At 72.7% G+C, this 25,596-nt stretch carries 17 protein-coding genes and 2 tRNA genes; 11 read left to right on the forward strand and 8 right to left on the reverse strand.

The genetic code is table 11. The features are described from left to right. Nucleotides 1-8: 8 nt before the first annotated feature. On the reverse strand, nt 9-872 hold the full coding sequence (locus tag V2J85_RS16185; RefSeq protein WP_330821964.1) for a bifunctional DNA primase/polymerase: 864 nt from the start codon (nt 870-872) through the stop codon (nt 9-11). 870 nt (nt 873-1,742) lie between these two features. On the opposite strand from V2J85_RS16185, the gene V2J85_RS16190 reads away from it, so the two are divergent. The 7 genes from V2J85_RS16190 to V2J85_RS16220 all read left to right on the forward strand — a co-directional run bounded on the left by V2J85_RS16190 (nt 1,743) and on the right by V2J85_RS16220 (nt 8,440). Continuing rightward, nucleotides 1,743-2,051 (forward strand): hypothetical protein, encoded by a 309-nt coding sequence (locus V2J85_RS16190; RefSeq protein WP_261956604.1) that lies wholly within the window; start codon nt 1,743-1,745, stop codon nt 2,049-2,051. A 246-nt stretch (nt 2,052-2,297) separates the two neighbouring features. Further along, nucleotides 2,298-3,596 (forward strand): acyl-CoA dehydrogenase family protein, encoded by a 1,299-nt coding sequence (locus V2J85_RS16195; RefSeq protein ID WP_330821965.1) that lies wholly within the window; start codon nt 2,298-2,300, stop codon nt 3,594-3,596. 5 nt (nt 3,597-3,601) lie between these two features. Continuing rightward, on the forward strand, nt 3,602-4,699 hold the full coding sequence (locus V2J85_RS16200; protein WP_419836792.1) for a bifunctional MaoC family dehydratase N-terminal/OB-fold nucleic acid binding domain-containing protein: 1,098 nt from the start codon (nt 3,602-3,604) through the stop codon (nt 4,697-4,699). 6 nt (nt 4,700-4,705) lie between these two features. Continuing rightward, nucleotides 4,706-5,968, forward strand: a complete 1,263-nt coding sequence (locus V2J85_RS16205; protein ID WP_330821967.1) for an acyl-CoA dehydrogenase family protein — start codon at nt 4,706-4,708, stop codon at nt 5,966-5,968. A gap of 97 nt (nt 5,969-6,065) precedes the next feature. Then, a complete protein-coding gene (locus V2J85_RS16210; RefSeq protein ID WP_261956600.1) occupies nt 6,066-6,560 on the forward strand; it encodes a MaoC family dehydratase in 495 nt (164 codons plus the stop codon). Next, nucleotides 6,557-7,780 carry a lipid-transfer protein gene (locus tag V2J85_RS16215; protein ID WP_330821968.1) on the forward strand — a complete coding sequence of 408 codons (1,224 nt, stop codon included), beginning with the start codon at nt 6,557-6,559 and terminating at the stop codon, nt 7,778-7,780. The genes V2J85_RS16210 and V2J85_RS16215 overlap by 4 nt, the downstream gene beginning before the upstream one ends. 126 nt (nt 7,781-7,906) lie before the next feature. After that, entirely contained in the window at nt 7,907-8,440 is a 534-nt protein-coding gene (locus V2J85_RS16220) for a SigE family RNA polymerase sigma factor (RefSeq protein WP_261956598.1), read from the forward strand. A gap of 44 nt (nt 8,441-8,484) precedes the next feature. Here the strand turns inward: V2J85_RS16220 and V2J85_RS41345 are convergent, their stop codons facing one another. After that, complete coding sequence (locus tag V2J85_RS41345; RefSeq protein ID WP_419836790.1) at nt 8,485-9,369, reverse strand: response regulator; 885 nt, start codon at nt 9,367-9,369, stop codon at nt 8,485-8,487. Beyond that, nucleotides 9,366-13,805 carry a HAMP domain-containing protein gene (locus V2J85_RS16230; protein WP_330821969.1) on the reverse strand — a complete coding sequence of 1,480 codons (4,440 nt, stop codon included), beginning with the start codon at nt 13,803-13,805 and terminating at the stop codon, nt 9,366-9,368. Before V2J85_RS16230 ends, V2J85_RS41345 begins: the two co-directional genes overlap by 4 nt. A 125-nt stretch (nt 13,806-13,930) precedes the next feature. Between V2J85_RS16230 and V2J85_RS16235 the strand changes: the two genes are divergently transcribed. Continuing rightward, a complete protein-coding gene (locus tag V2J85_RS16235; protein WP_261956596.1) occupies nt 13,931-15,787 on the forward strand; it encodes a SpoIIE family protein phosphatase in 1,857 nt (618 codons plus the stop codon). A 48-nt stretch (nt 15,788-15,835) separates the two neighbouring features. On the opposite strand, the gene V2J85_RS16240 is transcribed toward V2J85_RS16235, so the two are convergent. Further along, entirely contained in the window at nt 15,836-16,072 is a 237-nt protein-coding gene (locus tag V2J85_RS16240; protein WP_261956595.1) for a hypothetical protein, read from the reverse strand. A 273-nt stretch (nt 16,073-16,345) separates the two neighbouring features. On the opposite strand from V2J85_RS16240, the gene V2J85_RS16245 reads away from it, so the two are divergent. Next, the gene (locus V2J85_RS16245; protein ID WP_261956594.1) at nt 16,346-17,995 is read left to right on the forward strand and encodes a long-chain fatty acid--CoA ligase; all 1,650 of its coding nucleotides are present in this window, start codon (nt 16,346-16,348) and stop codon (nt 17,993-17,995) included. 64 nt (nt 17,996-18,059) lie between these two features. Here the strand turns inward: V2J85_RS16245 and infA are convergent, their stop codons facing one another. From infA to V2J85_RS16265, 4 genes are all read right to left on the reverse strand, one after another. After that, nucleotides 18,060-18,284, reverse strand: coding sequence for a translation initiation factor IF-1 (gene infA, locus V2J85_RS16250; protein WP_261956593.1), 225 nt, complete (start codon nt 18,282-18,284; stop codon nt 18,060-18,062). A 91-nt stretch (nt 18,285-18,375) separates the two neighbouring features. Beyond that, nucleotides 18,376-19,173, reverse strand: a complete 798-nt coding sequence (locus V2J85_RS16255) for a GNAT family N-acetyltransferase (protein WP_330821970.1) — start codon at nt 19,171-19,173, stop codon at nt 18,376-18,378. A 259-nt stretch (nt 19,174-19,432) separates the two neighbouring features. Further along, a complete protein-coding gene (locus tag V2J85_RS16260; protein WP_330821971.1) occupies nt 19,433-23,455 on the reverse strand; it encodes a PAS domain-containing protein in 4,023 nt (1,340 codons plus the stop codon). A 192-nt stretch (nt 23,456-23,647) separates the two neighbouring features. Continuing rightward, nucleotides 23,648-24,406, reverse strand: coding sequence for an SSI family serine proteinase inhibitor (locus tag V2J85_RS16265; RefSeq protein WP_330821972.1), 759 nt, complete (start codon nt 24,404-24,406; stop codon nt 23,648-23,650). A gap of 242 nt (nt 24,407-24,648) precedes the next feature. Between V2J85_RS16265 and V2J85_RS16270 the strand changes: the two genes are divergently transcribed. Both V2J85_RS16270 and V2J85_RS16275 read left to right on the forward strand, forming a co-directional pair. Further along, a tRNA-Ser gene (locus tag V2J85_RS16270) sits at nt 24,649-24,739 on the forward strand. 433 nt (nt 24,740-25,172) lie between these two features. Then, a tRNA-Arg gene (locus V2J85_RS16275) sits at nt 25,173-25,245 on the forward strand. Nucleotides 25,246-25,596: the final 351 nt, after the last annotated feature.

The raw sequence follows: 25,596 nt of genomic DNA on the forward strand, positions 1-25,596 counted from the left end.
AAGTCAGGTCAGCACGGCTGCTCATGGTGCCGGCGGGACGCTGAGGCGATGGTGGCGCGGGCCTCGTGTTCGGGGAGGCCGGTGTGGCAGGCGGCCTCGGTCAGGCGGGCGGCGAGCTCCGGGCCGAGGCCGTCCTCGTAGGCGCGGCAGGCGGCCCAGAAGAGCCGGGCGTTGCGCTGGCCGACCGGGGAGGAGCGCACGAAGCGTACGAGCGCCGCGGCGGGCTGGGGCGGGACGCCGGGCGGGGGCTCGTATCCGGCACCGGTGTGCTGCGGGGAGGCGCGCCGGGTGGGCGTGAGGGGGGCCAGGAGCGGGTCCGTGAGCAGCGTGAGCAGGGCGCTGGGGACGGGAGCGGGGCGGGCCGGGGCGTTCGGGGCGAGGACGTAGCGGCCGTGGGTGGTGAGTGAGCCGGGGCCGACCAGATAGCCGCCCGCTCCGCGGACGTCGATACCGGGGGCGAGGCGGCCGACCGAGTTCGGGACGGGCGGGGACGGCGGGCCGGTGAACCAGACGTGCCGGCCGCCGCTGGGGGTGCGGACCATGATCGTCGGCGGGACCGGGAAATCGTGCGCCTCGGCGAGGAACAGCAGGGCGGTGAGGCCGTCGGCGCCGTTCTTGGTGTCGAGGTCGAGACCTATGAGGTGGTGCGGTGGCAGGCCGCAGGCGATGCCGTAGCCGGTGGCCCAGGGGGCGGCGGCGAACATGCGGCGGATGGTGAACGGGTCGGTGCCCGCGTCGTGGACACCGTGCCCGAGACGGCCGCAGCCGCCGTGGCAGGGCGGGACCTCGGGGTGCCCACGGTGCGGGGACCGGAGGGCGGGCAGCTTGGCGCGGGTGAGCGGGATGACGGGGTAGCCGCGCTCGGCGGCCATGAGCGCTTCGGTCAGGGCGGCGGTGTGGGCGTTGGGGGGTGGGGTGAGGGCGGGGTGGTGGGGGCTGGCGGAGCTGCTGCTACTGCCGCTGCTGCTGCCGCCGCCGCTGCCGCCGCTGCCGCTAGCGGGGTGCGGCGGGTCGGTGGTCGGTGGATGCGAGGGGATCGAGGGGCGCGCAGGGCGCGCAGGGCGCGAGGGGGGTGTGGTTCGGGGTGCCCGCTGCTCGGGGGTGGGTGGGCGTGACGGGTCGGCGGTCGGTGGCGCTTGCCACCCTGCGGCGGTCGCGTCGGGCGCGTCGGTCGGTGGCGCTTGCAGACGCGCGTCGGCCGGTCGTTTCCGTCGCGCGTCGGCCGGGGCCTGGGAGCGCTCGTCGACCGGAGGCTGCGGCCGCCCGTCGGCCGGTGACTGCGGCCCCCCGGCGGTCGGTGGCTCGGTATGGCGTAGGTGCAGGGCTGCCATGGCGTTATTTTCGTACGGATGTTCGACGAAGGGAAGGGGGGCGTGCGACGGAGGGTTTGTGCGCCGGGCGTCTAGGTCGGACGGGTGTCGGACGGGTGGGGGTGCTCACCCCCTGTGGGGGGAGGGGCGCCGGCGGGTCGTGTCCTCGCCGTGGGGCGGAGGTGGGTCGACGTGATGCAGCGGGGTTTACCCAGGGTTCCTCATGCTTGCGGGCGAATCGGCTCTTCGTGGCGGATTCGCGAGGGTTTCCTGGGCAATCCTGAGTTCGCGACGTCGAGGCAAGCATCGTGGTGGCCGGCCAACTACCCGATGGACCAACGGAGTTCCCGCAATTGACCAGGCGTGATCAGGCCCGGCGGGCCCGGTCCGGCAGGTCGGATCCAGAAGTTGTGTTCCGTAGGAGGAATTGACATGGCAAGCACCCGTACCGCCCGCGTCCTCGCTGTGGCCGCCGCACTGCCCTTCGCGGTGGCGCTCCTTTCCGGCGTGGCGCAGGCCGACAACGGCGGCTTTGCGAACAACGGGTCGAATGCGGCGTCGACGAGCCAGGGGGGCGTTCTCATCGGCGGCGACAACCACGGCAATGCGACCAACGGTCAGCAGGTCGCCAACGGTGCCGGCGCCTCCAATCAGAACAACACCGCGAGCGTCAACGGGTCCGGTTTCACGGCCATCGACCAGGACAACGCCACCGTCAGCTTCGGGAACAACATCGGCTGACCCGGGGCCGCCGTATGGGGAGTGGCGGCTGAACGAGGGGTGATACGTCGAGGTCGGCACCGAGGGCATGGGCCGCTCCGGGGTTCACCGCACCGGCCTTGACAGTGAGCGGGTTTCTGACGGACAGTCAGAAACCCGCTCACTTGTGCGTGCGTGAGGGGCGTTCGGTTCGCCGGTTCGCCGGACCGTCAGGTCGCCGGGCCATCGGCCCGCCGGTATCGGGCCACAGAAGGGGAGGCCGTCGACGTGCACCTCGCCCCCACCGCGCGCCAGGAGCGCCTGCGTGCCGAACTCCGTGCGTACTTCCGGGACGTGATGCCGAACGGGGTGCCGGCGGACACCGCCGCGCAACGTGCGGTGCTGCGCCGGATCGGCGGCGACGGCATGCTCGGCCTCGGCTGGCCCACGGAGTACGGCGGGCGGGGGCGCGGCCCCGACGAGCAGTTCGTCTTCTTCGACGAGGCGTACCGCGCCGGCGCCCCGGTCTCCATGGTCACCCTCAACACCGTCGGGCCGACCCTGATGAAGTACGGCACGCGGCGGCAGAAGGAGTTCTTCCTGCCGCGGATCCTCCGGGGCGAGATCGTCTTCGCGATCGGTTATACGGAGCCGGAGGCCGGTACGGACCTCGCGGCGCTCCGTACGCGGGCGGTGCGCGTGCGAGCCTCTGATACGGAGGGGCGGCAGGGGCCGGGGGGCGAAAACGGCGGCGGGTCCGGTGGCGGGGCCGGCGACGGGTCCGGTAGTGGGGCTGCCGTTGGGGCCGCCGGCGAGGGCGACGGTCACTGGCTGATCAACGGTGCCAAGATCTTCACCAGTAACGCCCACCAGGCCGACTGGATCTGGCTGGCCTGCCGTACCGACCCCGACGCACCCAAGCACAAGGGCATCTCGATCATCCTTGTGCCGACCGGTGCGACGGGCTTCTCCTGGACGCCGATCGAGACGGTCGGCGGGCTGCGGACCACCGCCACGTACTACGACGACGTACGCGTCCCGGCCGGCAACCTCGTCGGCGAGGAGAACGCCGGCTGGCAGCTGATCACCAACCAACTGAACCACGAGCGCGTGGCGTTGGCCGCGATCGGAATGCAGGCCGAGGACGCGTACCGCGCGGCGCTGGAGCACGCCCGGACCGCCGACCCGGAGACCGGGGAGCGGCCGGCGGACCGTCCGTGGGTCCGGTCGCGGCTCGCCGAGGTGCACGCCCGGCTGGCAGCGACCCGGCTGCTGAACTGGCGGCTGGTCGGTGAGGTGGGCGCCGGGAGGCTCAGCCCCGGCGATGCCAGCGGGGTCAAGTTCGCCGGGACGGAGAGTGCGGTCGAGGTCTACCGGATGTGCCAGGAGGTGGTCGGCGACGCCGCCCTGGTGCGGGCCGGTTCACCGGGCGCGTTCGGGGACGGCGGAGGGAACGGCGGAGGGGACGGCGAACTGGAGCGGATGAACCGCGCGGCGCAGATCAACACGTTCGGGGGCGGCGTGAGCGAGGTCCAGCGGGAGATCGTCGCGACGATGCGGCTTGGGATGCGGAGGGGACGGCGATGACGGCGATGACGGCCACCGGGGGCAGCGAAGAGCGGGCGGGGGCCGGGGGCGCCGGTGAGGGGGCGGCCACCCGGGGTCTGTACGAGCGGCTGAAGGCGTACGAGGGGCGGCCCGCGGCCACCGCCGGGGTCGGGAAGGACCCGGTCAACGCGGCGATGATCCGGCACTGGTGCGAGGCGATGGGGGACGCCAACCCGGCGTACGAGGGGCCGGACGCGATCGCCCCGCCGACGATGCTCCAGGCGTGGACGATGGGCGGGCTCTCCGGCCATCAGGGCCGCTCGGGGGCGTACGACGAGCTGTCCGCGCTGCTCGACGGCGCCGGCTACGCGGCCGTGGTGGCGACCGACTGCGAGCAGGAGTATCTGCGGCCGCTGCGGCCGGGCGACCGGATCACCTTCGACGCGGTGATCGAGTCGGTATCGGAGCGCAAGACCACCAAGCTGGGCACCGGCCACTTCGTCACGACGCGGATGGACATCCGGGCAAACGGGGAACTGGCCGGGACGCACCGCTTCCGGATCCTCAAGTACGCCCCGCCGCCGGCGCGTCGTAAGGGCAGGCCAACGGCACAGCCGCAGCCGCAGTCGCAGTCGCAGTCGCAGCCACAGATGCAGTCGCAGATGCAGGCACCGGCGAAGGCGCGGCGGCCGCGGCCGGTGATCAACCGGGACAACGCCGGATTCTGGGAGGGAGTCAGCCGGCACACGCTGCTGATACAGCGGTGCGGAGGTTGCCGGACGCTGCGCTTCCCCTGGCTCCCCGGCTGCCAGGCGTGCGGCTCCCCCGAGTGGGACACGGTCGAGGCGAGCGGCACCGGCACCGTCTACTCGTACGTGGTGATGCACCACCCGCCCTTCCCGGCCTTCGACCCGCCCTATGCGGTGGGGCTCATCGAACTCGCCGAGGGCGTGCGGATGGTCAGCAACGTGATCGGCGTGCCCTACGACAAGGTGCGGATCGGGATGCCCGTGCGCCTCGAATTCCTGCGCCTGGACGAGGAGTTGGAGCTACCGGTCTTCCGCGTGGACGAGACGTTGCAGCGGCCGGTCTCCCGTGGGGACGAGGCGCTGCAGCGGCCGGTCTCCCGCGGGGAGGGCTGAGGGCTGATGGATTTCACGCCCACCGAGGAGCAGTCCGCCGCCCAGCAGCTCGCGGCGCGGATCTTCGCCGACCTCGCCACGCACGACCGGCTCACGGAGGCCGGTACCGCCTCGGACGCCGAGCTCTGGAAGGCGTTGTGCGCGGCCGGACTGCCGGCGGCCGTCGAGGAGATCGGGCTGCTGGGACTGGCGCTGGTCCTGGAGGAGCAGGGCCGCACCACCGCCCAGGTACCGCTCGCGGCGACCTGCGCGTACGGCGTGCTGACCGTCGCCCGGCACGGCACGGAGGAACAGCGGACACGGCTGCTGCCGGCGCTGCGGGACGGCACCGCGGTGGCCACCGGCGCATTCCCGGCGCGGGGCGCCGTCACCGCGGCCACGGGAGTCGCCAAGGGGGCTACGAACGTCGCCTCAGCAGCCTCAGCGGCCTCAGCGGCCTCCTCCGGGCAGGCGGCCGTGGACGGTACCGGGTGGCTGACCGGCGTCGTCCCCGTCGTGCCGTGGTTGCGTGACGCCACCCACGTACTGGTCCCGGACGCGGAGCGGGCGCTCTGGCTGGTGCACGTCGCGGACGCCCGGGTCGAGCCCGTGGAGACCACCGCGCCCTGGGCGGCGGGACGGCTCACGCTTGACGGAACGCGGGCCGAGCGTCTGGGCGGGACGCGGACCGAGTGGCTCGACGGGAAGCGGGCCGAGCGGCTGGGCGGGAAGCGGGCGGAGCACCCGGAGGGCGGCGCGCAGGCCGAGCGGCTCGACGGGACACGGCGGGACAGACCCGCGGACCGGCTCCCGACCCCGTACGACGACGTGCTCGCGTGCGCACGCATCGCCTTCGCCGCGCTGCAGGCCGGGGTCTGTGCCGGCGCGCTGGCGCGCACGGTGGCCCACACCACCACCCGCGAACAGTTCGGCCGCCCACTCTCCACCAACCAGGCGGTCCTGCTCCGCGCGGCCGACGCGTACATGGACACCGAGGCCATCCGCGTCACCACCTACGAGGCGGCCTGGCGCCACGACGAGGGGCTGCCGTACGACGAACATGCGCTGACCGCCGCCTGGTGGGCCTCCGAGGCGGGCAGGCGCGTGGTGCACACCGGCCAGCACCTGCACGGCGGCATCGGCGCGGACCTCGACCACCCCGTCCACCGGCACTTCCTCTGGGGCCGCCAGCTCGACGCCCACCTCGGCTGCGGCGCCGAACTCCTGGAAGAACTGGGCGCGTTGCTGACCGAGCCGCCGACCAAGGAGGCGCAGCATGACGAGGCCTGAACAGCCCATGCCTGAACAATGCACGTCTGAACAGCCCATGCCTGAACAGTCCATGCCTGAGCAGCCCATGCCTGAACAGTGCACGTCTGAACAGCCCATGCCTGAGCAGCCCATGCCCGGCCGCGGCGCACCGGACATCCGGGCCGGTGACGTACTGCCCGCCCTGGAGATCCCGATCACCCGGACGCTGATCGTCGCCGGAGCCCTCGCCTCCCGCGACTACCAGGACGTCCACCACGATGCCGAGCTCGCCAGGGAGAAGGGCTCCCCCGACATCTTCATGAACATCCTCACCACCAACGGGCTGGTGGGCCGCTACCTGACCGACCACTTCGGCCCCACCGCCGTACTGCAGAAGCTCGCGATACGACTCGGTGCTCCCAACTACCCGGGAGACACCATGACGTTGACGGGAACGATCGCCGAGGTCGGCACCGCCGGGACCACCGCTCAGGTCCGCGTCCGCATCGTCGGCACCAACGCGCTCGGCAACCACGTCACCGGCACGGCGACCGTCGGCCTGCCTCCGGCCGGCCGGGCCGCGGCGTCCCGCGCGTACCGCTCCCACGTCTCCCCGGAGGGCACCGTATGAGCCTGCACCGTCCCGACGCGCTCTCCGGGCGCGCCGCCATCGCCGGGATCGGCGCGACGGAGTTCTCCAAGGATTCCGGCCGCAGTGAGCTCAAGCTCGCCGTCGAAGCGGTACACACCGCGCTCGACGACGCCGGGCTGAGCCCGGCCGACGTCGACGGGCTGGTCACCTTCACCATGGACACCACCCCCGAGATCACCCTCGCGCAAGCAGCGGGCATCGGGGAGCTGTCCTTCTTCTCGCGCGTCCACTACGGCGGTGGCGCGGCCTGCGCCACCGTCCAGCAGGCGGCCCTCGCCGTCGCCACCGGAGTCGCCGAAGTCGTCGTCTGTTACCGGGCGTTCAACGAACGCTCGGGTCGCCGCTTCGGTTCCGGCGTGCAGGAACGGCAGCCCTCCGCCGAGGGTGCGGCGCTCGGCTGGAACCTCCCCTTCGGTCTGCTCACCCCCGCCTCCTGGGTGGCGATGGCGGCCCAGCGCTACCTCCACACCTACGGCCTGACCCCCGAGGCCTTCGGTCATGTCGCGGTCACCGGCCGCCGTCACGCCGCCCGCAACCCGGCCGCGTATTTCCACGGCAAGCCGATCACCCTCGACGATCACGCGGCCTCCCGCTGGATCGTCGAGCCGCTGCGGCTGCTGGACTGCTGTCAGGAGACCGACGGCGGCCAGGCCCTCGTCGTCACGACCCCCGAGCGGGCCCGTGACCTGCGCCGTCCGCCCGCCCTGATCACGGCAGCGGCGCAGGGCGCCGGCCGCGCCCAGGAGCAGATGACCAGCTTCTACCGCGACGACCTGACCGGCCTGCCGGAGATGAACGTGGTGGCCCGCCAGCTCTGGCGCACCTCACGACTGACCCCCGCCGACATCGACGTCGCCATCCTCTACGACCACTTCACCCCCTTCGTGCTCCTGCAGCTGGAAGAGTTCGGCTTCTGCGCGCCCGGCGAGGCCGCCGACTTCGTCGCCGCGGACGCCCTGCCGCTGAACACCCACGGCGGCCAGCTCGGCGAGGCGTACCTGCACGGCATGAACGGCATCGCCGAAGCCGTCCGGCAGCTCCGCGGCACCTCCCCCAACCAGACCCCGGACGCCACCCACGTGCTGGTCACGGCGGGGACCGGCGTACCGACATCCGGGCTGGTCCTGAGCCGGGACGGAGCCGGCGCCCCGGACGGTTCCTCGGACAGCGCCCCGGGCGGTCCCCCGGACGGTCCCTAGGGGACCGCCGCGTCCCCTCCCCCCAGAGGAGGTGCGGGCCGCCGTCTCCGTACAACTTGAGGGGGAGACCGCTTCGGCACCTGGGGCCGATCCGTCCACACCCCCCTCGCTCCTAGCGTGGGAGCCATGACCACGCCTGTGTGCACCAGCGCTTCGACCGCCGCTGTGTTCCCCAGCTTCTCGTCCTACGTACGGGCCCGGGGGCCGGTCCTGCTGCGCGCCGCGCGGTCGCTGTCCGCCAACCCGAACGACGCCGAGGACCTCCTCCAGACCGCCCTGGCCAAGACGTATGTGGCCTGGGAGCGGATCGAGGACCACCGCGCGCTGGACGGCTACGTCCGCCGCGCGCTGATCAACACCCGTACCTCGCAGTGGCGCAAGCGCAGGGTGGAGGAGTTCGCCGTCGACGAGCTCCCCGAGCCCGATCCGCTGCCGTCCCCCGACCCGGCCGAGCTGGAGGGCCTGCGGGACGCGATGTGGCGCGCGGTGATGCGGCTGCCCGCGCGGCAGCGGGCCATGGTCGTCCTCAGGTATTACGAGGACCTGAGCGAGGCCCAGACCGCCGAGGTCATGGAGGTCTCGGTCGGCACGGTCAAGAGCGCCGTCTCCCGCGCCCTGGCCAAACTCCGCCAGGACCCCGAACTCGCCATGATCGCCTGACGGACCGCCGGCACCACACGGGGGCGTCCGGCGGCCGGCCTGCGTCACGTCTCGTGGTTCACCAGCAGTCTGCCGACCGTCTGTTCCAGTTCGGCGACGCGGTCGGCGAGGTGGGTGCGGTCGACCGAGGAGGCGTCGCGCAGGAGGAGTTCCAGGTCTGCCAACTGGCCGGCGATGTCCGCCAGATGGGCCGCATCGCCGGGGGTGAGGGCAGTGGGTGTCGTCGGGCGCGGGACGGGGCCTTCAGGAGGGCCGCCGGCTACCTCGGCGCCCCCGGCTGCGCTGGGCTCCGCAGACGGGGCGGATGTCGCCGTTGTGGCAGATGCGGCGGTGGTGGGTGTGGATGCTGCCGCGCTCTCCGGTACGTCAGCAGATTCGCGGGTCCCCTCCGGCTCGCCGGCCTCCTCCAACCCACGGATCTCCTTCGGCCCATGAGCCTCACCCGCCGCCTGTCCCGATGCGGCCGCGCCCGGGCGGTTCTCGTTCGTCAGCAGGCGTTTCAATTGTTCCGCCTGGGCGGCCAGTTGGCGGTTCTTGCGGTAGAGGTCCAGGAAGACGTTCACCTTGGTGCGCAGGAGCCAGGGGTCGAAGGGCTTGATGAGGAAGTCGGCGGCGCCGACCGTGTAACCGCGGTAGGCGTAATTGGGGTCGACCGAGGCGCCGGTGAGCAGAATGATGGGCACGTCTTTCGTCTGGTCCAGGCCCTTGATGTTGGCCGCGGTCTCGAAACCGTTCATGCCGGGCATCAGGACGTCGATGAGGACCACCGCGAATTCCTCGCGGAGCATGGCCTTGAGGGCCTCTTCGCCGGAGCGTGCGCGTACGACCTTCTGGGTGAGGGAGCCCAGCACGGCCTCCAGCGCGACGAGGTTCTCCTCCATGTCGTCGACGATGAGGATGCTCGACGTGGTGTCCGGTGTCGTCGTCATGACCGCCGTCCTGACTCCGGTCCGGTCGCTTCCCGGTCCTCGGGCGTGCGTGGTGTGTCCGGGGCGTCGTGCGCCCGGGCCGCCGTTCCGCCGCCGTCCTGCCGGTCGGTCTCCCCGGCCTCCCCGCCGTGCTCGGTCTCCCCGGCGTGCTCGGTCTCCCCGGCCTGCGGTGCGCACGCGCTCCTCGAATCCGCGGCCGGATTCGGGTCCAGCAGGCGGCAGATCACCGAAAGGAGGCGGTCCACGTCCACCGGTTTCGGGATGTAATCGTTGGCGCCGCTATCGATCGCCTTTTCGCGGTCGCCGGGCATGGCCTTCGCGGTGAGCGCGATGACCGGCAGGTCCGCGAATCGGGGGGCTTGTCGGATCGCCTTGATCATCTCGTAACCATCCATTTCCGGCATCATGATGTCCATCAGCACCAGGGAGACGTCCGGTGTCCGGTCGAGAACTTCCAGGCCCTCGCGGCCGTTCTCGGCGTATTTCACATTGATGCCGACCCGGCCCAGTACGTGGGTGAGCGCGAAGACGTTGCGGATGTCGTCGTCGACGATGAGGATCCGGCGGTTCGCCAGGATCCGGCCGGCGCGCCCGCTCAGCCAGTCCTTGAGGCGGGTGGTCTCGGGCCAGGTCACGTCGCCGCCGTCGGCGGAGCGGGGGCCCGTACGGGGGGTGGCCGGCTCGGCCAGGCCGGGGAGGACCTCGCTTCTCGGCGGGCCGTGGCCGCCCGCTGCGGGGGCGGAGGGGGCGGCCGGTGCGCCCATGGAGGCGGGGGCGAGCCCGGTTTCGCGGGCGGTTCCGCCGGCCGGACGGTGCTCCGCCGCGCCGGTGGGACGGTCCTCGGGACCGCCGTTGGGCCTGGGCTCGGTGCCGTCGACGGGCCGGGGTGAGGCTGCCGGGGCGGGGGCCGGGAGCGGTGCGGTGTAGCGGGCCGGGACGTAGAGGGTGAAGGTCGATCCGACCTCGGGTTCGCTCTCGGCGGTGATCCGGCCGCCCAGCAGCGCCGCCATGTCGCGGCTGATGGACAGGCCCAGGCCGGTGCCGCCGTATTTGCGGTTGGTGGTGCCCTCGGACTGCTGGAACGCCTCGAAGATGCCGCCGAGTTTCTCCGGCGGAATGCCGATACCGGTGTCCTTGACGGAGAACGCGACGACGTCGTCGGCGGTGCGCAGCGATTCCTCCTCGAAATGCCGCCCGGAAACGCGTGCCACGAGGAGTTCCACGCCGCCGGTGGAGGTGAATTTCACCGCGTTGGAGAGGAGGTTGCGGAGGATCTGCTGGAGGCGCTGTTCGTCGGAGAACAGTTCCTCGGGGACGTCGTCGGCGACCTTGACGTCGAAGGTGAGGCCGCGGTCGACGGTGAGCGGCCGGAAGGTCGCGCGGACGTAGTCGAGGAGTTTGATGAGCGGCAGCGGCTTGGGGTGGACGTCCATCCGGCCGGCCTCGATCTTCGACAGGTCGAGGATGTCGTTGATCAGCTGGAGCAGGTCGGAGCCGGCGCGGTGGATGGTGACCGCGAATTCCACCTCCTGTGCGGAGAGCCGCCCCTCGGGGTTGTCGGCGAGGAGCCGGGAGAGCACCAGCAGGGAATTCAGCGGGGTGCGCAGCTCGTGCGACATGTTCGCGAGGAATTCGGACTTGTACTGCGAGGAGGTGGCGAGGAGTGCGGCCTTCTCCTCCAGCTCGGCGTTGGTGAGCTGCAACTCGTCGGAACGCTGGCGGAGTTCGGCGGTGAGCCGCTGGGATTCCGAAAGGAGCGATTCGGTGCGGGCGTTGGCGATGATGGTGTTGATGGACACCCCGATGGTGTTCACGAACTGGTCGATGAAGGCGAGGTGGACGTCGCTGAAGCGGCTGAAGGACGCCAGCTCGATGACGCCGAGCACCTGGTCCTCGAAGAGCACCGGCAGGATGACGATGCTGGCCGGGGCGGCGGCGCCCAGGCCGGAGCTGATGGTGATGTAGTCGGGCGGTGCGGAGTCGACCACGATCCGCTTCTTCTCCATGGCGGACTGGGTGATCAGCCCCCAGCCGGGGGTGCCCAGGCGCAGCCGCGGCAGGGAACGCCGGCCTGCGGGCTGGCCGGTGCCGTAGCCGGCGATCAGCTCCAGTCCCTCGCCCGGTTCGGCGCCCGCTTCGGCCAGGAAGAACGCGCCGAACTGCGCGTTCACCAGCGGCGTCAGCTCGCGCAGGATCAGGTCGGCGACCTCGACCAGGTCGCGGTGGCCCTGCATGAGGCTGGCGATACGGGCGAGGTTGGACTCCAGCCAGTCCTTGGCGCGGGTGGTCTCGCGGAGGTTGGCGACCATCAGGTTGATGTTGTTCTTCAGCGCGGCGACCTCGCCCTGGGCGTCCACGGTGATCGAGCCGGACATGTCGCCCTGGGTGACCGCGCTGGCCACCTCGGCGATCGCGCGCACCTGCGTCGTCAGGTTCAGTGCCAGGTCGTTGACGCTGGTGGTCAGCCGCTTCCAGGTGCCGTAGACGCCCTCGACCCGGGCCTGGCCGCCCAGTTGTCCCTCGCTGCCGACCTCGCGGGCGACGCGGGTCACCTCGGAGGAGAAGGAGGAGAGGGTGTCGACCATGGTGTTGATCGTCGTCTTGAGTTCGAGGATCTCGCCGCGGGCGTCGACGTCGATCTTCTTGGACAGGTCGCCCTTGGCGACGGCGGTGGCGACCTGGGCGATGTTGCGGACCTGGGACGTCAGGTTGTCGGCCATGAAGTTGACGTTGTCGGTGAGGTTCTTCCAGACGCCGGACACGCCGTGGACCTGGGCGCGGCCGCCGAGCCGGCCCTCGGTGCCGACCTCGCGGGCGACCCTGGTGACCTCGTCCGCGAAGGCCCGCAGCTGCTGGACCATGGTGTTGACGGTTTCCTTGAGTTCGAGGATCTCGCCGCGGGCGTCGACGTCGATCTTCTTGGACAGGTCGCCGTTGGCGACGGCCGTGGTCACCTGCGCGATGTTGCGGACCTGGGACGTCAGGTTGAGCGCCATCGAGTTGACGTTGTCGGTGAGGTCCTTCCAGACCCCGGACGCGCCCCTGACCTGCGCCTGACCGCCCAGGTTGCCCTCGGTGCCGACCTCGCGGGCGACCCGGGTGACCTCGTCGGCGAAGGCGGAGAGCTGGTCGACCATGGTGTTGATCGTCGACTTCAGTTCGAGGATCTCGCCCTTCGCCTCGACGGTGATCTTCTTGCCGAGGTCGCCCTCCGCGACCGCGGTGGCGACCTGGGCGATGTTGCGGACCTGGGACGTCAGGTTGTCGGCCATGAAGTTGACGCTCTCCGTGAGGTCCTTCCAGACCCCGGATACGCCCCTGACCTGGGCGCGGCCGCCCAGCTGGCCCTCGGTGCCGACCTCGCGGGCGACCCGGGTGACCTCGTCGGCGAAGGCGGAGAGCTGGTCGACCATCGTGTTGATCGTCGACTTCAGTTCGAGGATCTCGCCGCGCGCGTCCACGGTGATCTTCTGGCTCAGGTCACCGTTGGCCACGGCCGTGGTCACCTGCGCGATGTTGCGGACCTGCCAGGTCAGGTTGGACGCCATGAAGTTGACGTTGTCGGTGAGGTCCTTCCAGACCCCGGATACGCCCCTGACCTGGGCGCGGCCGCCCAGCTGGCCCTCGGTGCCGACCTCGCGGGCGACCCGGGTGACCTCGTCGGCGAAGGCCCGCAGCTGGTCCACCATCTTGTTGACGGTCAGCTTCAGCTCCAGCAGCTCACCGGTGGCCTCGACCGTCACCTGCTGGGTCAGGTCGCCGCGCGCCACCGCCGTGGTGACCACCGCGATGTCCCGCACCTGCGCGGTCAGCCGCGACGCCATGGTGTTGACCGCCTCGGTCACGTGCAGCCAGTCGCCGGAGAGCCCCTGGACCTTGGCCCGGCCGCCCAGCCGGCCCTCGGTGCCGACCTCGCGGGCGACCCGGGTGACCTCGCCGGTGAACAGGGACAGCTGGTCGACCATGCGGTTGACCCCGCTGCCCAGGCGGCGCAGATCGCCGCGCAGCTCCCGGCTGCCGTCGTGCAGCTCGACGTGCTGGGTCAGATCGCCGTCGGCCACCGCGTCCAGCACCCGGGTGGCCTTGGCCAGCGGCACCACCAGCGCGTCCAGCACGGTGTTGGCCGCCTCGATGCTGGTCGTCCAGGAGCCCTGGCCGGGGCTGGCGGAGATCCGCTCGTCCAGCCGGCCCTGCCGGATGATCTCCCCGCGCACCCGTTGGAGTTCCGACGACAGATGGGCGTTGCGGGCCACGATCTGGTTGAGGGCGCCGGCCAGGTCCGCCAGGACCCCGTCCGCGGCGGGGCCGTCCGGGATCGCCACCCGGCTGGTGAAGTCCCCGTCGCGCAGCGCGTTCATCGCCGCGAGCAGCGGCCGCAGCTCGCTCGTACGCACCCACTGGCCGTTGCCGTCCGGCTGGGGCGGGTCAGGAGCCATGACGCACCCTCCCCCCAATGATCGATGTGGAGAGCTACATTTCCCGCGAGAGATCCTTTTGGGGCAGGTATGACATAGTATAAAGCGCTCGTAATTACTTTCTCCCGGTATATCAGGGGCCCGTAGTGGCAGCGCTGTCCAGCCCGTACGCGACGGAAACCGTTTCCCGGAAGGGACTGCCGGCCAACCAGCTCGCAGCCTCCGGCGCGCGCAAATTCGTCCGCGCGCTGCTCACCGAACGGGCCGCCGCACCGTCCGCCACCGCCGGACCGGGCGCCCCGGCGATCACCTCCGAACTCATCTACACCGCGGTGCTGCTCACCAGCGAGCTGGTCACCAACGCCGTGATGTACGCCGGCACCGACATCGACGTGACCTGCCGCCTGGAACACGGCCCGCCGCCCGATCCCGAAACGGGGGACGGCCGGGCGACGGTGGGCGTGGTCCTGGAGGTCTCCGACCGCCACCCCGCCCGGGGCGTACGCGGCGGGGTGGACGCCCGTACCGGAGAGCCCGGATACGGCCTCCAGCTGGTCAGCGCGCTGGCGGAGTCCTGGGGCGTCACCTACCGCCGGGCGGTCAAGACGGTCTGGTTCCGGCTGGAGGCCACCGAGGGCGAACCGGTCGGCCCGCCGCCCCGGCCCCCGGCCGAGGAGCACCGCGCCGAGCCCCCGCCCCGCCACACCCACCCGGTGGCCGGGCGGCCCTCCGCCGCGCACGCCGCCGAATGGGCCGACCGCGGTGGCCCGTCCTTCCTCGCCGAGACCAGCGAGCTGCTGGCCGGCCAGCTCGACCAGGACATGGTCACCGCGCTCACTGCCCAGCTGCTGGTCCCCCGGCTCGCCGACTGGTGTGCCATCTGGCTGAGCACCGAGGGCGGCGGACGGCAGCTGTCCCGCGTCTGGCACGTCGACGAGCGGCGGATCCAACCCCTCCGCGCCGACCTGGAGCGCGACCCGCCCCGTGAGATGTTCCGTACCGGCGGCACCCCCTGGCCCTGGCCGGAACACGCCGGCGCGTCCCCGGCGGGCGGCTCGGCGCTCGCCTTCCCGCTCACCGCCCGCGACACCGACCAGGGCGTCCTGCTGCTCGGCCGGGCCGGACAGCTGCGGATGACCGACACCGTGGTGCGCATGGTCGAGGACGTCGCACGGCGGGTCGCCCAGGCCGTCCACACCGCCCGCCAGTACACCCGGCAGACCACCATCAGCCTGGCCCTCCAGCGCCGCCAGCTGCCCGCCTCACTGGCCAGCATCGAGGGCGTGGACACCGCGATCGTCTACGAGCCGCACGGCGAGGGGCAGGCCGTCGGCGGCGACTTCTACGACGTGTTCCCCATGGGCGGCCGCCGCTGGTGCTTCCTGCTCGGCGACGTCCAGGGCAAGGACCCCGAGGCGATGTCGGTCACCGGACTGGCCCGGCATCTCGTCCGGCTGCTGGCCCGCGAGGGGCACGGCGTGGAGTCCGTCCTCGGCCGGCTGAACCTCGCCATGGCGGAGGAGACCGCCGAGGCCCTGGAGCTGGGCGGCGAGCAGGCCGGCGCCCGCTTCCTGAGCCTCCTCTACGGCGAGCTGGAGGTCGACCCCGGCGTGCCCGGCGCCCGCTGTACGGTCGCCAGCGCCGGGCATCCGCCGCCGCTGCACATGTTCGTCGACGGCAGCGTCGAGCCGGCCTCCGAACCGCAGATGCTGCTCGGCATCGACGAGGGCACCGACTACCAGGCCAGCTCCTTCGACCTGCGGCCCGGCGAGACGCTGCTCTGCGTCACCGACGGGGTCACCGAACGCCGGTGCGGCAACTGGCAGTTGGACGACAACGACGGGCTGATCGAGGTCCTGCGGGACGGCATCGGGCTGGGCGCCAAGGCGCTGGCCGAGCACGTACGGCGCGCGGCGCACGACTTCGGCACCGGCCCGGTGGAGGACGATCTGTCGGTGCTGGTCCTCCAGGCGCTGCCGCCGACGGTCGAGCCGCGGGCGTGAGGGTGGGGGCGCGGCGGATCCGGATCGGGCGGGCCGTGCCGCCCCGGCTCAGGCCCCGCCGGCCCGGCTGACCAGCAGCTGCCCGCCGCCCGAGACCACCCCTCCGCCGTGCCCGACGACCGGGTCGAACTGCCCGCCGAACGGCCGGTGCCCGGACGCGGCGCCGCCGTCGGCCGGCCGCAGGACTTCGGTGGTCCGCGGCGCCGCCTGGGCGGCGCCGGACGCCAGCACGCTGACACCGCCCAGGGCGGCGAGGACGAGGCAACGGCGGAGGTGGGGGCGCATGAGGGGCTCCAGTGAGCGAGGTGACCGGTTGCCCGCCAGCGTGCGGCCGGCCCCGGCCCCACACAAGCAACCCGCCCGGCGGGCCATCCCTGTGGGTGAACGCCGGGCCGATGTCCCGGCCGGACGCGGGTGACGGAACGCGGCACGCAGGTAACCGAACAGAAGGAAGAAATCAGTCTCGTGCTCGCCGGCTAGTGACATACCGCGTGGTATGCCAGCAGAATCACCAGGAAATTACCCTCGCGTAACGGCCGCTGTCTTGGGAGGCCCCTGGTGTACAGCACGATGCAGGACGTACCGCTGCTGATCTCACGGATTCTGACCCACGGATCCACGGTCCACGGTCAGTCCCGGGTGACCACCTGGACGGGCGGCGAACCGCACCGCCGCAGCTTCGCCGAGATCGGCCGCCGGGCCGCCCAGCTGGCCCACGCGCTGCGCGACGAGTTGTCCGTGGCCGACGAGGACCGGGTCGGCACGCTGATGTGGAACAACGCCGAACACATGGAGGCGTACCTCGCCATCCCCTCCATGGGGGCGGTGCTGCACACCCTCAACCTGCGGCTGCCCGCCGAACAGCTGGTGTGGATCATCAACCACGCCGAGGACCGGGTCGTCCTCGTCAACGGCAGCCTGCTGCCACTGCTCGCCCCGCTGCTGCCGCAGCTGGAGACCCTCCGGCACATCGTGGTCGTCGGCCCCGGCGACCGGTCCGTCCTGGACGGCGCGCGGGCCCGGGTGCACGACTACGAGGAGCTCATCGCCGACCGCCCGGAGACGTACGACTGGCCGGAGCTCGACGAACGGGACGCCGCGGCCCTCTGCTACACCTCCGGCACCACCGGCGACCCCAAGGGCGTGCTCTACAGCCACCGTTCGCTCTACCTGCACTCGCTGCAGGTCAACAGCGCCGAGGCGTTCGCGCTCTCGACGCGCGACATCACGCTGCCCGTCGTGCCGATGTTCCACGTCAACGCCTGGGGCCTGCCGCACGCCGCCTTCATGGCCGGCGCCTCGCTGCTGATGCCGGACCGCTTCCTGCAGCCCGCCCCGCTCGCCGAGATGATCGAGACCGTACGGCCCACCATCGGCGCCGCGGTCCCCACCATCTGGCAGGGCCTGCTCGCCGAACTCGACGCGACCAAACGCGATGTCTCGTGTCTGCGGACCGTCGTCATCGGCGGCTCCGCCTGCCCGCCCGCCCTGATGCGCGGATTCGAGGAGCGGCACGGCATCCGCGTCGTGCACGCCTGGGGCATGACCGAGACCTCGCCGCTGGGCTCCGTCTCGCACCCGCCGGCCGGGGTGAGCGGCGAGGCGGAGTGGGACTACCGCGCCACGCAGGGCCGCTTCGCCGCCTCCGTCGAGGCCCGGCTGATCGGCCCGGACGGCGCGCAGCTGCCGCACGACGGCGCCGCCGCGGGTGAGCTGGAGGTCCGCGGCCCATGGATCGCCGGCGCCTACTACGGCGGCGCCCAGGGCGAACCGCTGCGCCCCGACGACAAGTTCAGCCCCGACGGCTGGCTGCGCACCGGCGACGTCGGCACCATCACCCCGGACGGCTATCTGACCCTGACCGACCGCGCCAAGGACGTCATCAAGTCCGGCGGCGAATGGATCTCCTCGGTCGAGCTGGAGAACCACCTGATGGCGCACCCGGACGTCACGGAGGCCGCGGTGGTCGCCGTACCGGACGACAAGTGGGGCGAGCGGCCGCTGGCGACCGTCGTCCTGAACCAGGGCGCGACCATCGGCTACGAGGACCTCAAGGCGTTCCTCGGCGAGCGGATCGCCCGCTGGCAGCTGCCGGAGCGCTGGGCGGTGATCCCGGCGGTGCCCAAGACCAGCGTGGGCAAGTTCGACAAGAAGGTGCTGCGGCGGCAGTACGCGGACGGCGAGCTGGACGTGACGCTGCTGGCCTGAACCGGCCCCACCGGGCGCCCGTCCCGCGGGCGCCCGGTACCGACCGGTACCGGCCGGTCAGCCGCTACGACCGGTATCGGAAGATGATCCGGCCGCGGGTGAGGTCGTACGGACTGAGCTCCACGAGCACCCGGTCCTGCGGCAGGATCTTGATGTAGTTCTTCCGTATCTTCCCGCTGATGTGCGCGAGCACCGTGTGCCCGTTCTGGAGCTCCACCGTGAAGGTGGCGTTGCGCAGGCAGTCGACGACGGTGCCCTCGACTTCGATGCCCTTGGCTGTTCTCGTCATGTTCTCTCACTCCTCTGTAGGCGGATGTGCGGGCCGTGGGGAAACGCCTCACGCCGGCCTCGGTCCGGTCGCGCGGTGAGGTGGCGGAGCGTCAGCGGCACACCAACTCCAGGTTGCTGCTGGCGCGCTGGGCGCCGATGCCGTCGAACAGCGCCGTCGCCGCCGCGTTGGATTCGGTCACCTCGGCCGCTGCCCTTTCGATGCCGGTGCGGTGCAGCGAGCCCAGCACGTGGGCCAGCAGTGCCCGGGCGGTGCCGCGGCGGCGCCAGCCGGCCCGGACCGCGATCAGCCCGATCCGCGGCAGCCGGGTCACCGGCGCGACCCGGACCAGGCCCACGTACTGATCGGACGCCGCTGCCACCGCGTACTTCGACGGGTCCACCACGGTGACCCCGTGCGGGCGGGGCAACACCTCGGCGGGCATCGCCTGCCATCCGACGGTGGCCTCGACCTCCTCGCGCAGGGCGCGGTCCAGCGCGCGCAGCGGGCCTTCCTCGGCCTCGCCGGCGGGCACGATCGTCACGCCCGCCGGCGGCCGCACCGCGTCGAGCCGGGTGCCCCGCGGGTCGGTGGGCACGAAGTACTCCCACTCGCGGCGCCGGGTGGTGAAACCGACCCGCTCCCAGCGGGACTTCGCGTCGCGGTCGGCCTCGTCGACCAGTGTGTACAGCGGCCTGGGCAGGTCGGCCAGCATCGCCTGGACGAGCCGGCCGAAGGCCGCGCCGTGCCACGCGTCGATGCTGACGAAGATCCGCCCGTCGGGCCGGCGCGAAACGTCGCCGCAGCCGACCACGTGATCGCCGGCCAGAGCGTGCCATTCCTGCTCCGCGACCCGCGTGACCACTACCGGGCGCTCGTCCGTGCCCGCAGGGAAATGCGCAGTATTCATGGGTGTCTGCCTTTCAGGAGGCCTTGTGTTCAGGCACTCCCGGCGACACCTACGTCAGTCGCCCGACCATGAAGGAAAGGGGGGAGCGCCCATGGGACACAGCATTCACGGGTCTCACCTCCTGGTCAGAACTTCACGGCCGCCCGCAGGCTACCAACCGTGGCCGTCCCGCCCCAACGCATTTTTCCGCGGATACCGCCCGCGGAGATCCCTCGATCCGCAAGCCGGCCACGCGACCGGAACTCCGGGCGGGCCGGCCCTAGTTCGTACCGATCTTCGCCAGCAGATCGACGATCCGGGACTGCACCTCGGCGCTCGTCGAACGCTCCGCCAGGAACAGCACCGTCTCACCGGCCGCCAGCCGCGGCAGCTGCGCCGGATCCATGTCGGCGGAGGTGTAGACGACCAGCGGGGTGTGGTCGAGCAGCCCGTTCGCGCGCAGCCAGTCGACGATGCCGGCCCGCCGGCGCCGCACCTGCATCAGGTCCATCACGACGAGGTTCGGGCGCATCTGCGTCGCCAGGGTCACCGCGTCGGCGTCCGCACCGGCCCGCGCGACCTGCATCCCGCGCCGCTCCAGCGACCTGATCAGCGCGCCGGCGATGGCGTCGTTCTGCTCGATGAGCAGCACCCGCGGCGGGTGGTTCTCGCTGTCCCGCGGCGCCAGCGCCTTGAGCAGCACCGCCGGCTCCGCCCCGTAGGCCGCGTCCCGGGTCGCCTGCCCCAGACCGGCCGTCACCAGCACCGGCACCTGGGCCGCGCCCGCCGCCTGGCGCAGCGACTGCAGCGCGGTACGGGTGATCGGCCCGGTCAGCGGGTCGACGAAGAGCGCCGCGGGGTACGCCGCGATCTGCGCGTCGACCTCCTCACGGGAGTTGACGATCACCGGGCGGTAGCCGCGGTCACTGAGCGCCTGCTGGGTGGCGACGTCCGGCGCCGGCCAGACCAGCAGCCGGCGCGGATTGTCCAGCGGCTCCGGCGGCAACTCGTCGTCCATCGGCATCGGCTGACGGTCCATCACCTCTATGGCGCCGTTCGGCCCGTCCAGCGGCTCGGGACCCTCACTGCCCTCGTCGGGCGCCGAGATCGCGAAGGCCCGCCCCTCGCTGGCGTCCATCAGGTGCGGCTGCGGCTGCGCCGCGGGCGCCGGCCCGGGCTGACCGGCCGCCGGCGCACGGTCCTGCGGCGCGGCCGGCTGCGGACCGGGACGCGGCCCGGCCCCGTCCGGTACGGATGCGGCGGCCGCCGCGCGCTCACCGTCCTGCGGCGGCGCGGCGAGCTTACGACGCCGGCCCGAACCCGCGGACGTACCGCCGGGCGGGGTGCTGCCGGGCGGCAACGGCCGCTGCTGCCCGGCGATCTGCTGGGCGAACGGCACGCCCTGCCCGAGCGTGCGCACGCTGAACGCCCGGCCCTGGGCCGCCGCCTCGTCCTCGGAGCCCGGCGGGAGCGGCTGACGGTGCGGCTGACCGCCCGGCCCGCCCTGCGCGGGTACCGGCGCCGCGGGCGTTTCCTCGGCGGGGCTGGGGCGGCCGCGACGGCGGCCGGTCGGGGCGGGCGGCGCCTCGGGCCCGGCGGGCGCGTCCCCGTCCGGCACCGGTGCGATGCCGGACGCCAGACCGGTCCCGGCGGGCTGGGCCACCAGCCCCTCCGGCCCGGCCACGAACGTCCCGGACGACTCGGAGTCGGCCATCGCGGCCGCCGCGCGCTCCTCGGCGGCCGCCCGGCGCGCCCGGCGCCGGCCGGTCGGCTCGTCCCACGTGTCCTGTGCCTCAGGGGAGTTGGCGGCCCCCGCGGCAGCCTCCAGGGCGTACCCGGGCGGTCCGGCGGGCGGCGTGGCCTCCGGACCGCCGGCCACCGGCCGACGCGCCCGGCGCCGGCCCGTACCGGCGGCCTCCTGCGGGCCGGCCGCCTGCGCGGGCACCTGATCGGCGACCGCGGGCAGCGCGGGCAGCCCCGAGGGCGCCGGCTGCGGGGCCCGGTCCGCCGCGGCCGGCGGCAGCGCGAACGCCGTCCGCTGACCGGCCTGCTGCGCGGCACCGGTGGCGGCGGGCGCCCGGTCCCGCTCGCCCTGCGCGCCGCGCTCCGGCGCCTCGGCCAGCGCCCGGCGGGCCCGCCGGCCGGCCGGCTGGACGGGGCCCAGACCCTGCGGCTGGGCGGGCGCCGGGGCCTGGCCCGGAATCTGCGGACGTGCCGGAACGGCGCCGGTCGACGGCCCGGACGCGGCGCCCGGTCCGGTGGGGGTCCCGGCCCGGTCCGGTCCGGCGGCCGGCGCCTGCCCCTGCTGCTGACCGGTGGACGGGTCCGCACCCGAGGGCAGCGCGGGCAGCCCGGCGCCCTCCGTGGCGCCCTGCCGGGCCCGCCGGCGCCCCGTAGGAGGCACGGCCTCGGCCCCCGCCGTACCCGGCGGCAGCCCCGGGCCCTCGCCCTCGGCAGCCGCCGCGCCCGGCTCGCCCTCGGGCGCGCCCTGCTCCCCACCGGGGCGCCGGGCCCGCCGACGACCGGTCGGCTGCGCGCCACCGGCCTGCGCCGGCACCGCCGCACCCTGCTCCACACCGGCACCGAGGGACTCACCGGCCCCATCGGTACCGCCGTCACCCGCCGCGGGCCCCTGGCCCGTTCCGTCCTTGCTCGCCGCGTCGCCCTGCGTACCCCGGGCCCGCGCGGTCGGGATCGGCATCACCGTCGTCTCGTTGCCGACCGGCACCTCCGCCGTCCCGGCCTCCGCGGCACCGTCCGCCGACTCCGCGTCGTCCGCGCCGTCGATCCCCACCGGCAGCTCCAGCACATAGGCGCTGCCGCCCGCACCGGGTCCGCTGCCCGGCACCTCATGGGTCTGCAGCAGTCCGCCGTGCTGCCGCACGATCCCGCGCACCAGCGGCTCGTGCACCGGGTCACCGCCGCCGAACGGCCCGCGCACCTCGATCCGTACGACCTCGCCGCGCTTGGCCGCCGCCACCACGATCGTCGAGTCCCCGGGGATCGCGGTACGCCCGCCGGTCCCCATGGCGCCGTCCCCGGCCGGCATCCGCCCCGTCGAATCCACGCCCGCGACGTCCGCGATCAGATGCGACAGCGCCTGTGCGACCCGCTCCGCGTCCACCACCGCCTCTATCGGCGGGGCGTGCACCGCGAACTGCGCCCGGCCCGGCCCGATCAGCTCGATCGCGCCCTCCACGCCCGCGGCGACCACACCGTCCAGCGACACCTTCGCCCGGTTCAGCTTCTCCTTGCCGGCGTCCAGCCGCTGATAGCTCAGGACGTTGTCCACCAGCGTCGTCATCCGGGCGTGGCCGGCCGCGAGGTGGTGCAGGATCTGGTTCGCCTCCGGCCACAGCTGGCCGGCCGGATCGGACGCCAGCGTGCCCAGCTCGCCCTTCAGCTCCTCCAGCGGACCGCGCAGCGCCTGCTCCAGTACGGCCAGCAGCTGGGCGTGCCGGGCCGCCAGCGCGTCGAGGGCCCGCCGGTCGGTGAAGGTCATCACCGCGCCGACCAGCTGATCGCCGTCCCGCACCGGCGCCGTGGTCAGGTCCACGGCCACCGCACGCCCGTCCTTCGCCCATAGCACCTGCCCGCGGACCCGGTGCTTGCGCCCCGACTTGAGCGTGTCGGCCAGCGGCGTGTCCTCCCAGGGCAGCGCCGACCCGTCGGTCCGCGAGTGATGGATGAGCGGATGCAGTTCCTTCCCGCCCAGCTCACTCGCCCGGAACCCGAGGATCTGCGCCGCGGACGGGTTGACCAGGACGACCTTGCCCTCGGAATCGACCCCGACCACACCCTCGGCCGCGGCCCGCAGGATCATCTCGGTCTGCCGCTGCTGGCGGGCCAGCTCGGCCTCGGTGTCCAGCGTGCCGCTCAGGTCCCGCACGACGAGCATCAGCAGCTCGTCGCCGGTGTAGCCGTTGCGGTGATCGGCATAGGCGGCCTCGAAGGCGGACTCGTACGGGGTCCGGCCGTCCTCGAGATTCGCGCTGGTCACCTCGACCAGCAGCTCGGTGCCGTCCGTCCGCCGCGCGACCATCCGCGTCGGCTTCGTCCGCTGCCCCGCGACCTCCTCGTCCCGGCGCCGCATCGAGCCCGGGATCCGCTTGGAGTCGAAGTCCGGCAGCAGGTCCAGCAGACCGCGCCCGACCAGGGCCGTGCCCGGCGCCTCGAAGGTCTCCAGCGCGATGGTGTTGGCGTTGACGACCGTGCCGTTGCAGTTGACGAGCAACAGCGCGTCGGGGAGGGCGTCGAGTATGGCTGCGAGGCGAGCAGCGCCTCGGGATGGCCTGCTGCTCACGAGACGCTTCCCTCCTGTTACCGCACCGTGCCGGGCCCGCCGCGGCGGACCGTCGGGATGGAGTCTACGGGCACTCGCGCGCGACGCGGAGGCGGATGACGGGGAGGTTATGCCGCGGCGCCGTGCGACTCGCCGCACGCCCGACATGTGCCCCTCGTCCTGACCTGGGACGCTACTGCGGCACGAATCGGGTCACGAACTCGTCGCCGGGAGCAGAGGTTCGAAGCGGCTCCAGCGTTCGATCTCACACCCGTTGGTGCGTCGGAAGTCCGCGTTGACGGGTCGCCCCGCCCATGTCCCGCTCACGTGTGCGGTCGCCGGACCGCCGTAGATCATCGTGCACTGCGCGTGCTGCGGCACCGGCGCGAACGGGTCCTTCCCCCACCGCGTCATGGAGTCGAGCTTGGCGCACGCCCGCCGCACATGGTGGTGCGTCCCGTGCGCGGGGTGGCAATACAGCTCGAAGGTCCCGTCCGTATGGGCCGACCCGGACCGGTGGACGGTAACGGTGAGGTGATCACGGGGCGCCCCCTGGGGCACCCGCCGGGACGCCGGGTCGACGTGGTGCGCGCCGTGGCCGACCCGCTCGTGGTGGGCGACGTGGCGGGCAGGGGAGGCCTGCCGACGAGCCTGGCCCCGGCCGCCCGCCCCCTCCGACTGCCCATAGGGGGTGGCCAGCTGCCCCCGCTGGGTATCCCGCCCGACGAGCAGATCAGGCCCGACCAGCGCCCCCTCCCCACCGGCACGCCCACCCCCGTGGCCTCCGCCCTCAGGGCCACTCCCGTTCGGGGCGTGGTGGCCCGCGCCCGTCACGCCGTCGCCGGACCGGTAGTGGGGGAGCGGGATCGGTGCGGCCGACGCGACCGGCGCCACCAGGGCCAGCACGGCGGTGGCTGCGGTGACGGCGGTGGCAGCGGCGGCGAAGGGGGACGACGTCCGGCGGTGCGACATCACAGGCTCCAGAGAGGCGAGTGCGGGGCGGTACGCGGTACGTACACGCCGGGGGCGCACGACACGGAGGTCGCCACGGCCCCACACTCCTAACGCGCCGCCGCCCCCGACGTTGCGCCGCAGGAACGTCTTTGCCGGGTGGCCCGCGCGCCTAGTACCGTAGGGGGCGATTGGTGACAGCCCTCGAAGCTGTGCCATCATCGACACACACCACAGCGCGCCTGCGCGCGTGGGGTGCGTGTGGAGGCGTCGCCTAGTCCGGTCTATGGCGCCGCACTGCTAATGCGGTTTCGGGCTTACCCCCGATCGAGGGTTCAAATCCCTCCGCCTCCGCTCTTCACCGTTCAGGCCCCGGTCACCCCGACCGGGGCCTGAACGCATTCCGGCGCATGCACGGCGGAGGCTTCGCGGAGCGGCCCCCGGAACGTCTTTTGATCTCCCCAGGCATGCCCTGCTCTCTCGCCCTGACCTTGCCCGGATCTTTCCGACCCTCCTCTAGGGACATGGTCTTAGTGGCCCCCGTCACACCCGCCGCCGGGCTCAGCCCGCCCAGTCCGCGCGACCCCGCCCCGAAGAGGGCTCCCCCCACCCGAACTTCGCTCGGATCATCGACCGCCGCCCCTGCGCCGGATCACCCCCACCCCCGACCGCAAACGCATTTCCGCAGGTCAGAGGGGGTGAGGGGAATGGATTTCGCCTGACGCCGCAGGTCATGTAATGTTGTTCCCGCAACGCCGACCGGCAAGAAAAACCGCCGGAAAGCCAAGCGCTCGTAGCTTAACGGATAGAGCATCTGACTACGGATCAGAAGGTTGCAGGTTCGAATCCTGCCGAGCGCACAGCAGGCCAGAGGCCCCGTTCGAATCGAACGGGGCCTCTGGCGTTTCTCTTGACGGCGATGATCGACGCCAACCGCTTCCGAGGGCAGCGCAGACTGCATCGGACAGCCACCCGGACACCGGCCGTGCCGTCGCCATGGTCCGGCCTACTGTCGTCACCCCTCAGCGTGTCCCCGACGCGATCAAAGGCGGAGCGCGGGGGGCTCAGGACTTCCGTGATCATGCCAGCGTCGGCGCCCGGTCCTGCCCTGCGTTGTTCGTGGAGAGGAGACGCACCCACGTGACGCAGGTGATGAAGGCGGACCTTGCGGACCTCGGCGTGAACACGCAGAGCCTCGAAAGGCCGGTCCA

The sequence above is a fragment of the Streptomyces bugieae genome (genome assembly GCF_036352915.1).
Classification (GTDB): domain Bacteria; phylum Actinomycetota; class Actinomycetes; order Streptomycetales; family Streptomycetaceae; genus Streptomyces; species Streptomyces endophytica.

What these genes read in the sequence shown, in the direction of transcription:
- V2J85_RS16190 (WP_261956604.1), top strand. Translation starts at nt 1,743, where the DNA reads ATGGCAAGCACCCGTACCGCCCGCGTCCTCGCTGTGGCCGCCGCACTG.
- infA (WP_261956593.1), bottom strand. Translation starts at nt 18,284, where the DNA reads ATGACGAGAACAGCCAAGGGCATCGAAGTCGAGGGCACCGTCGTCGAC.
- V2J85_RS16240 (WP_261956595.1), bottom strand. Translation starts at nt 16,072, where the DNA reads ATGCGCCCCCACCTCCGCCGTTGCCTCGTCCTCGCCGCCCTGGGCGGT.
- V2J85_RS16230 (WP_330821969.1), bottom strand. Translation starts at nt 13,805, where the DNA reads ATGGCTCCTGACCCGCCCCAGCCGGACGGCAACGGCCAGTGGGTGCGT.
- V2J85_RS16265 (WP_330821972.1), bottom strand. Translation starts at nt 24,406, where the DNA reads ATGTCGCACCGCCGGACGTCGTCCCCCTTCGCCGCCGCTGCCACCGCC.
- V2J85_RS16220 (WP_261956598.1), top strand. Translation starts at nt 7,907, where the DNA reads ATGACCACGCCTGTGTGCACCAGCGCTTCGACCGCCGCTGTGTTCCCC.
- V2J85_RS16200 (WP_419836792.1), top strand. Translation starts at nt 3,602, where the DNA reads ATGACGGCCACCGGGGGCAGCGAAGAGCGGGCGGGGGCCGGGGGCGCC.
- V2J85_RS16255 (WP_330821970.1), bottom strand. Translation starts at nt 19,173, where the DNA reads ATGAATACTGCGCATTTCCCTGCGGGCACGGACGAGCGCCCGGTAGTG.
- V2J85_RS16215 (WP_330821968.1), top strand. Translation starts at nt 6,557, where the DNA reads ATGAGCCTGCACCGTCCCGACGCGCTCTCCGGGCGCGCCGCCATCGCC.
- V2J85_RS16210 (WP_261956600.1), top strand. Translation starts at nt 6,066, where the DNA reads ATGCCTGAGCAGCCCATGCCCGGCCGCGGCGCACCGGACATCCGGGCC.
- V2J85_RS41345 (WP_419836790.1), bottom strand. Translation starts at nt 9,369, where the DNA reads ATGACGACGACACCGGACACCACGTCGAGCATCCTCATCGTCGACGAC.
- V2J85_RS16205 (WP_330821967.1), top strand. Translation starts at nt 4,706, where the DNA reads ATGGATTTCACGCCCACCGAGGAGCAGTCCGCCGCCCAGCAGCTCGCG.
- V2J85_RS16185 (WP_330821964.1), bottom strand. Translation starts at nt 872, where the DNA reads ATGGCCGCCGAGCGCGGCTACCCCGTCATCCCGCTCACCCGCGCCAAG.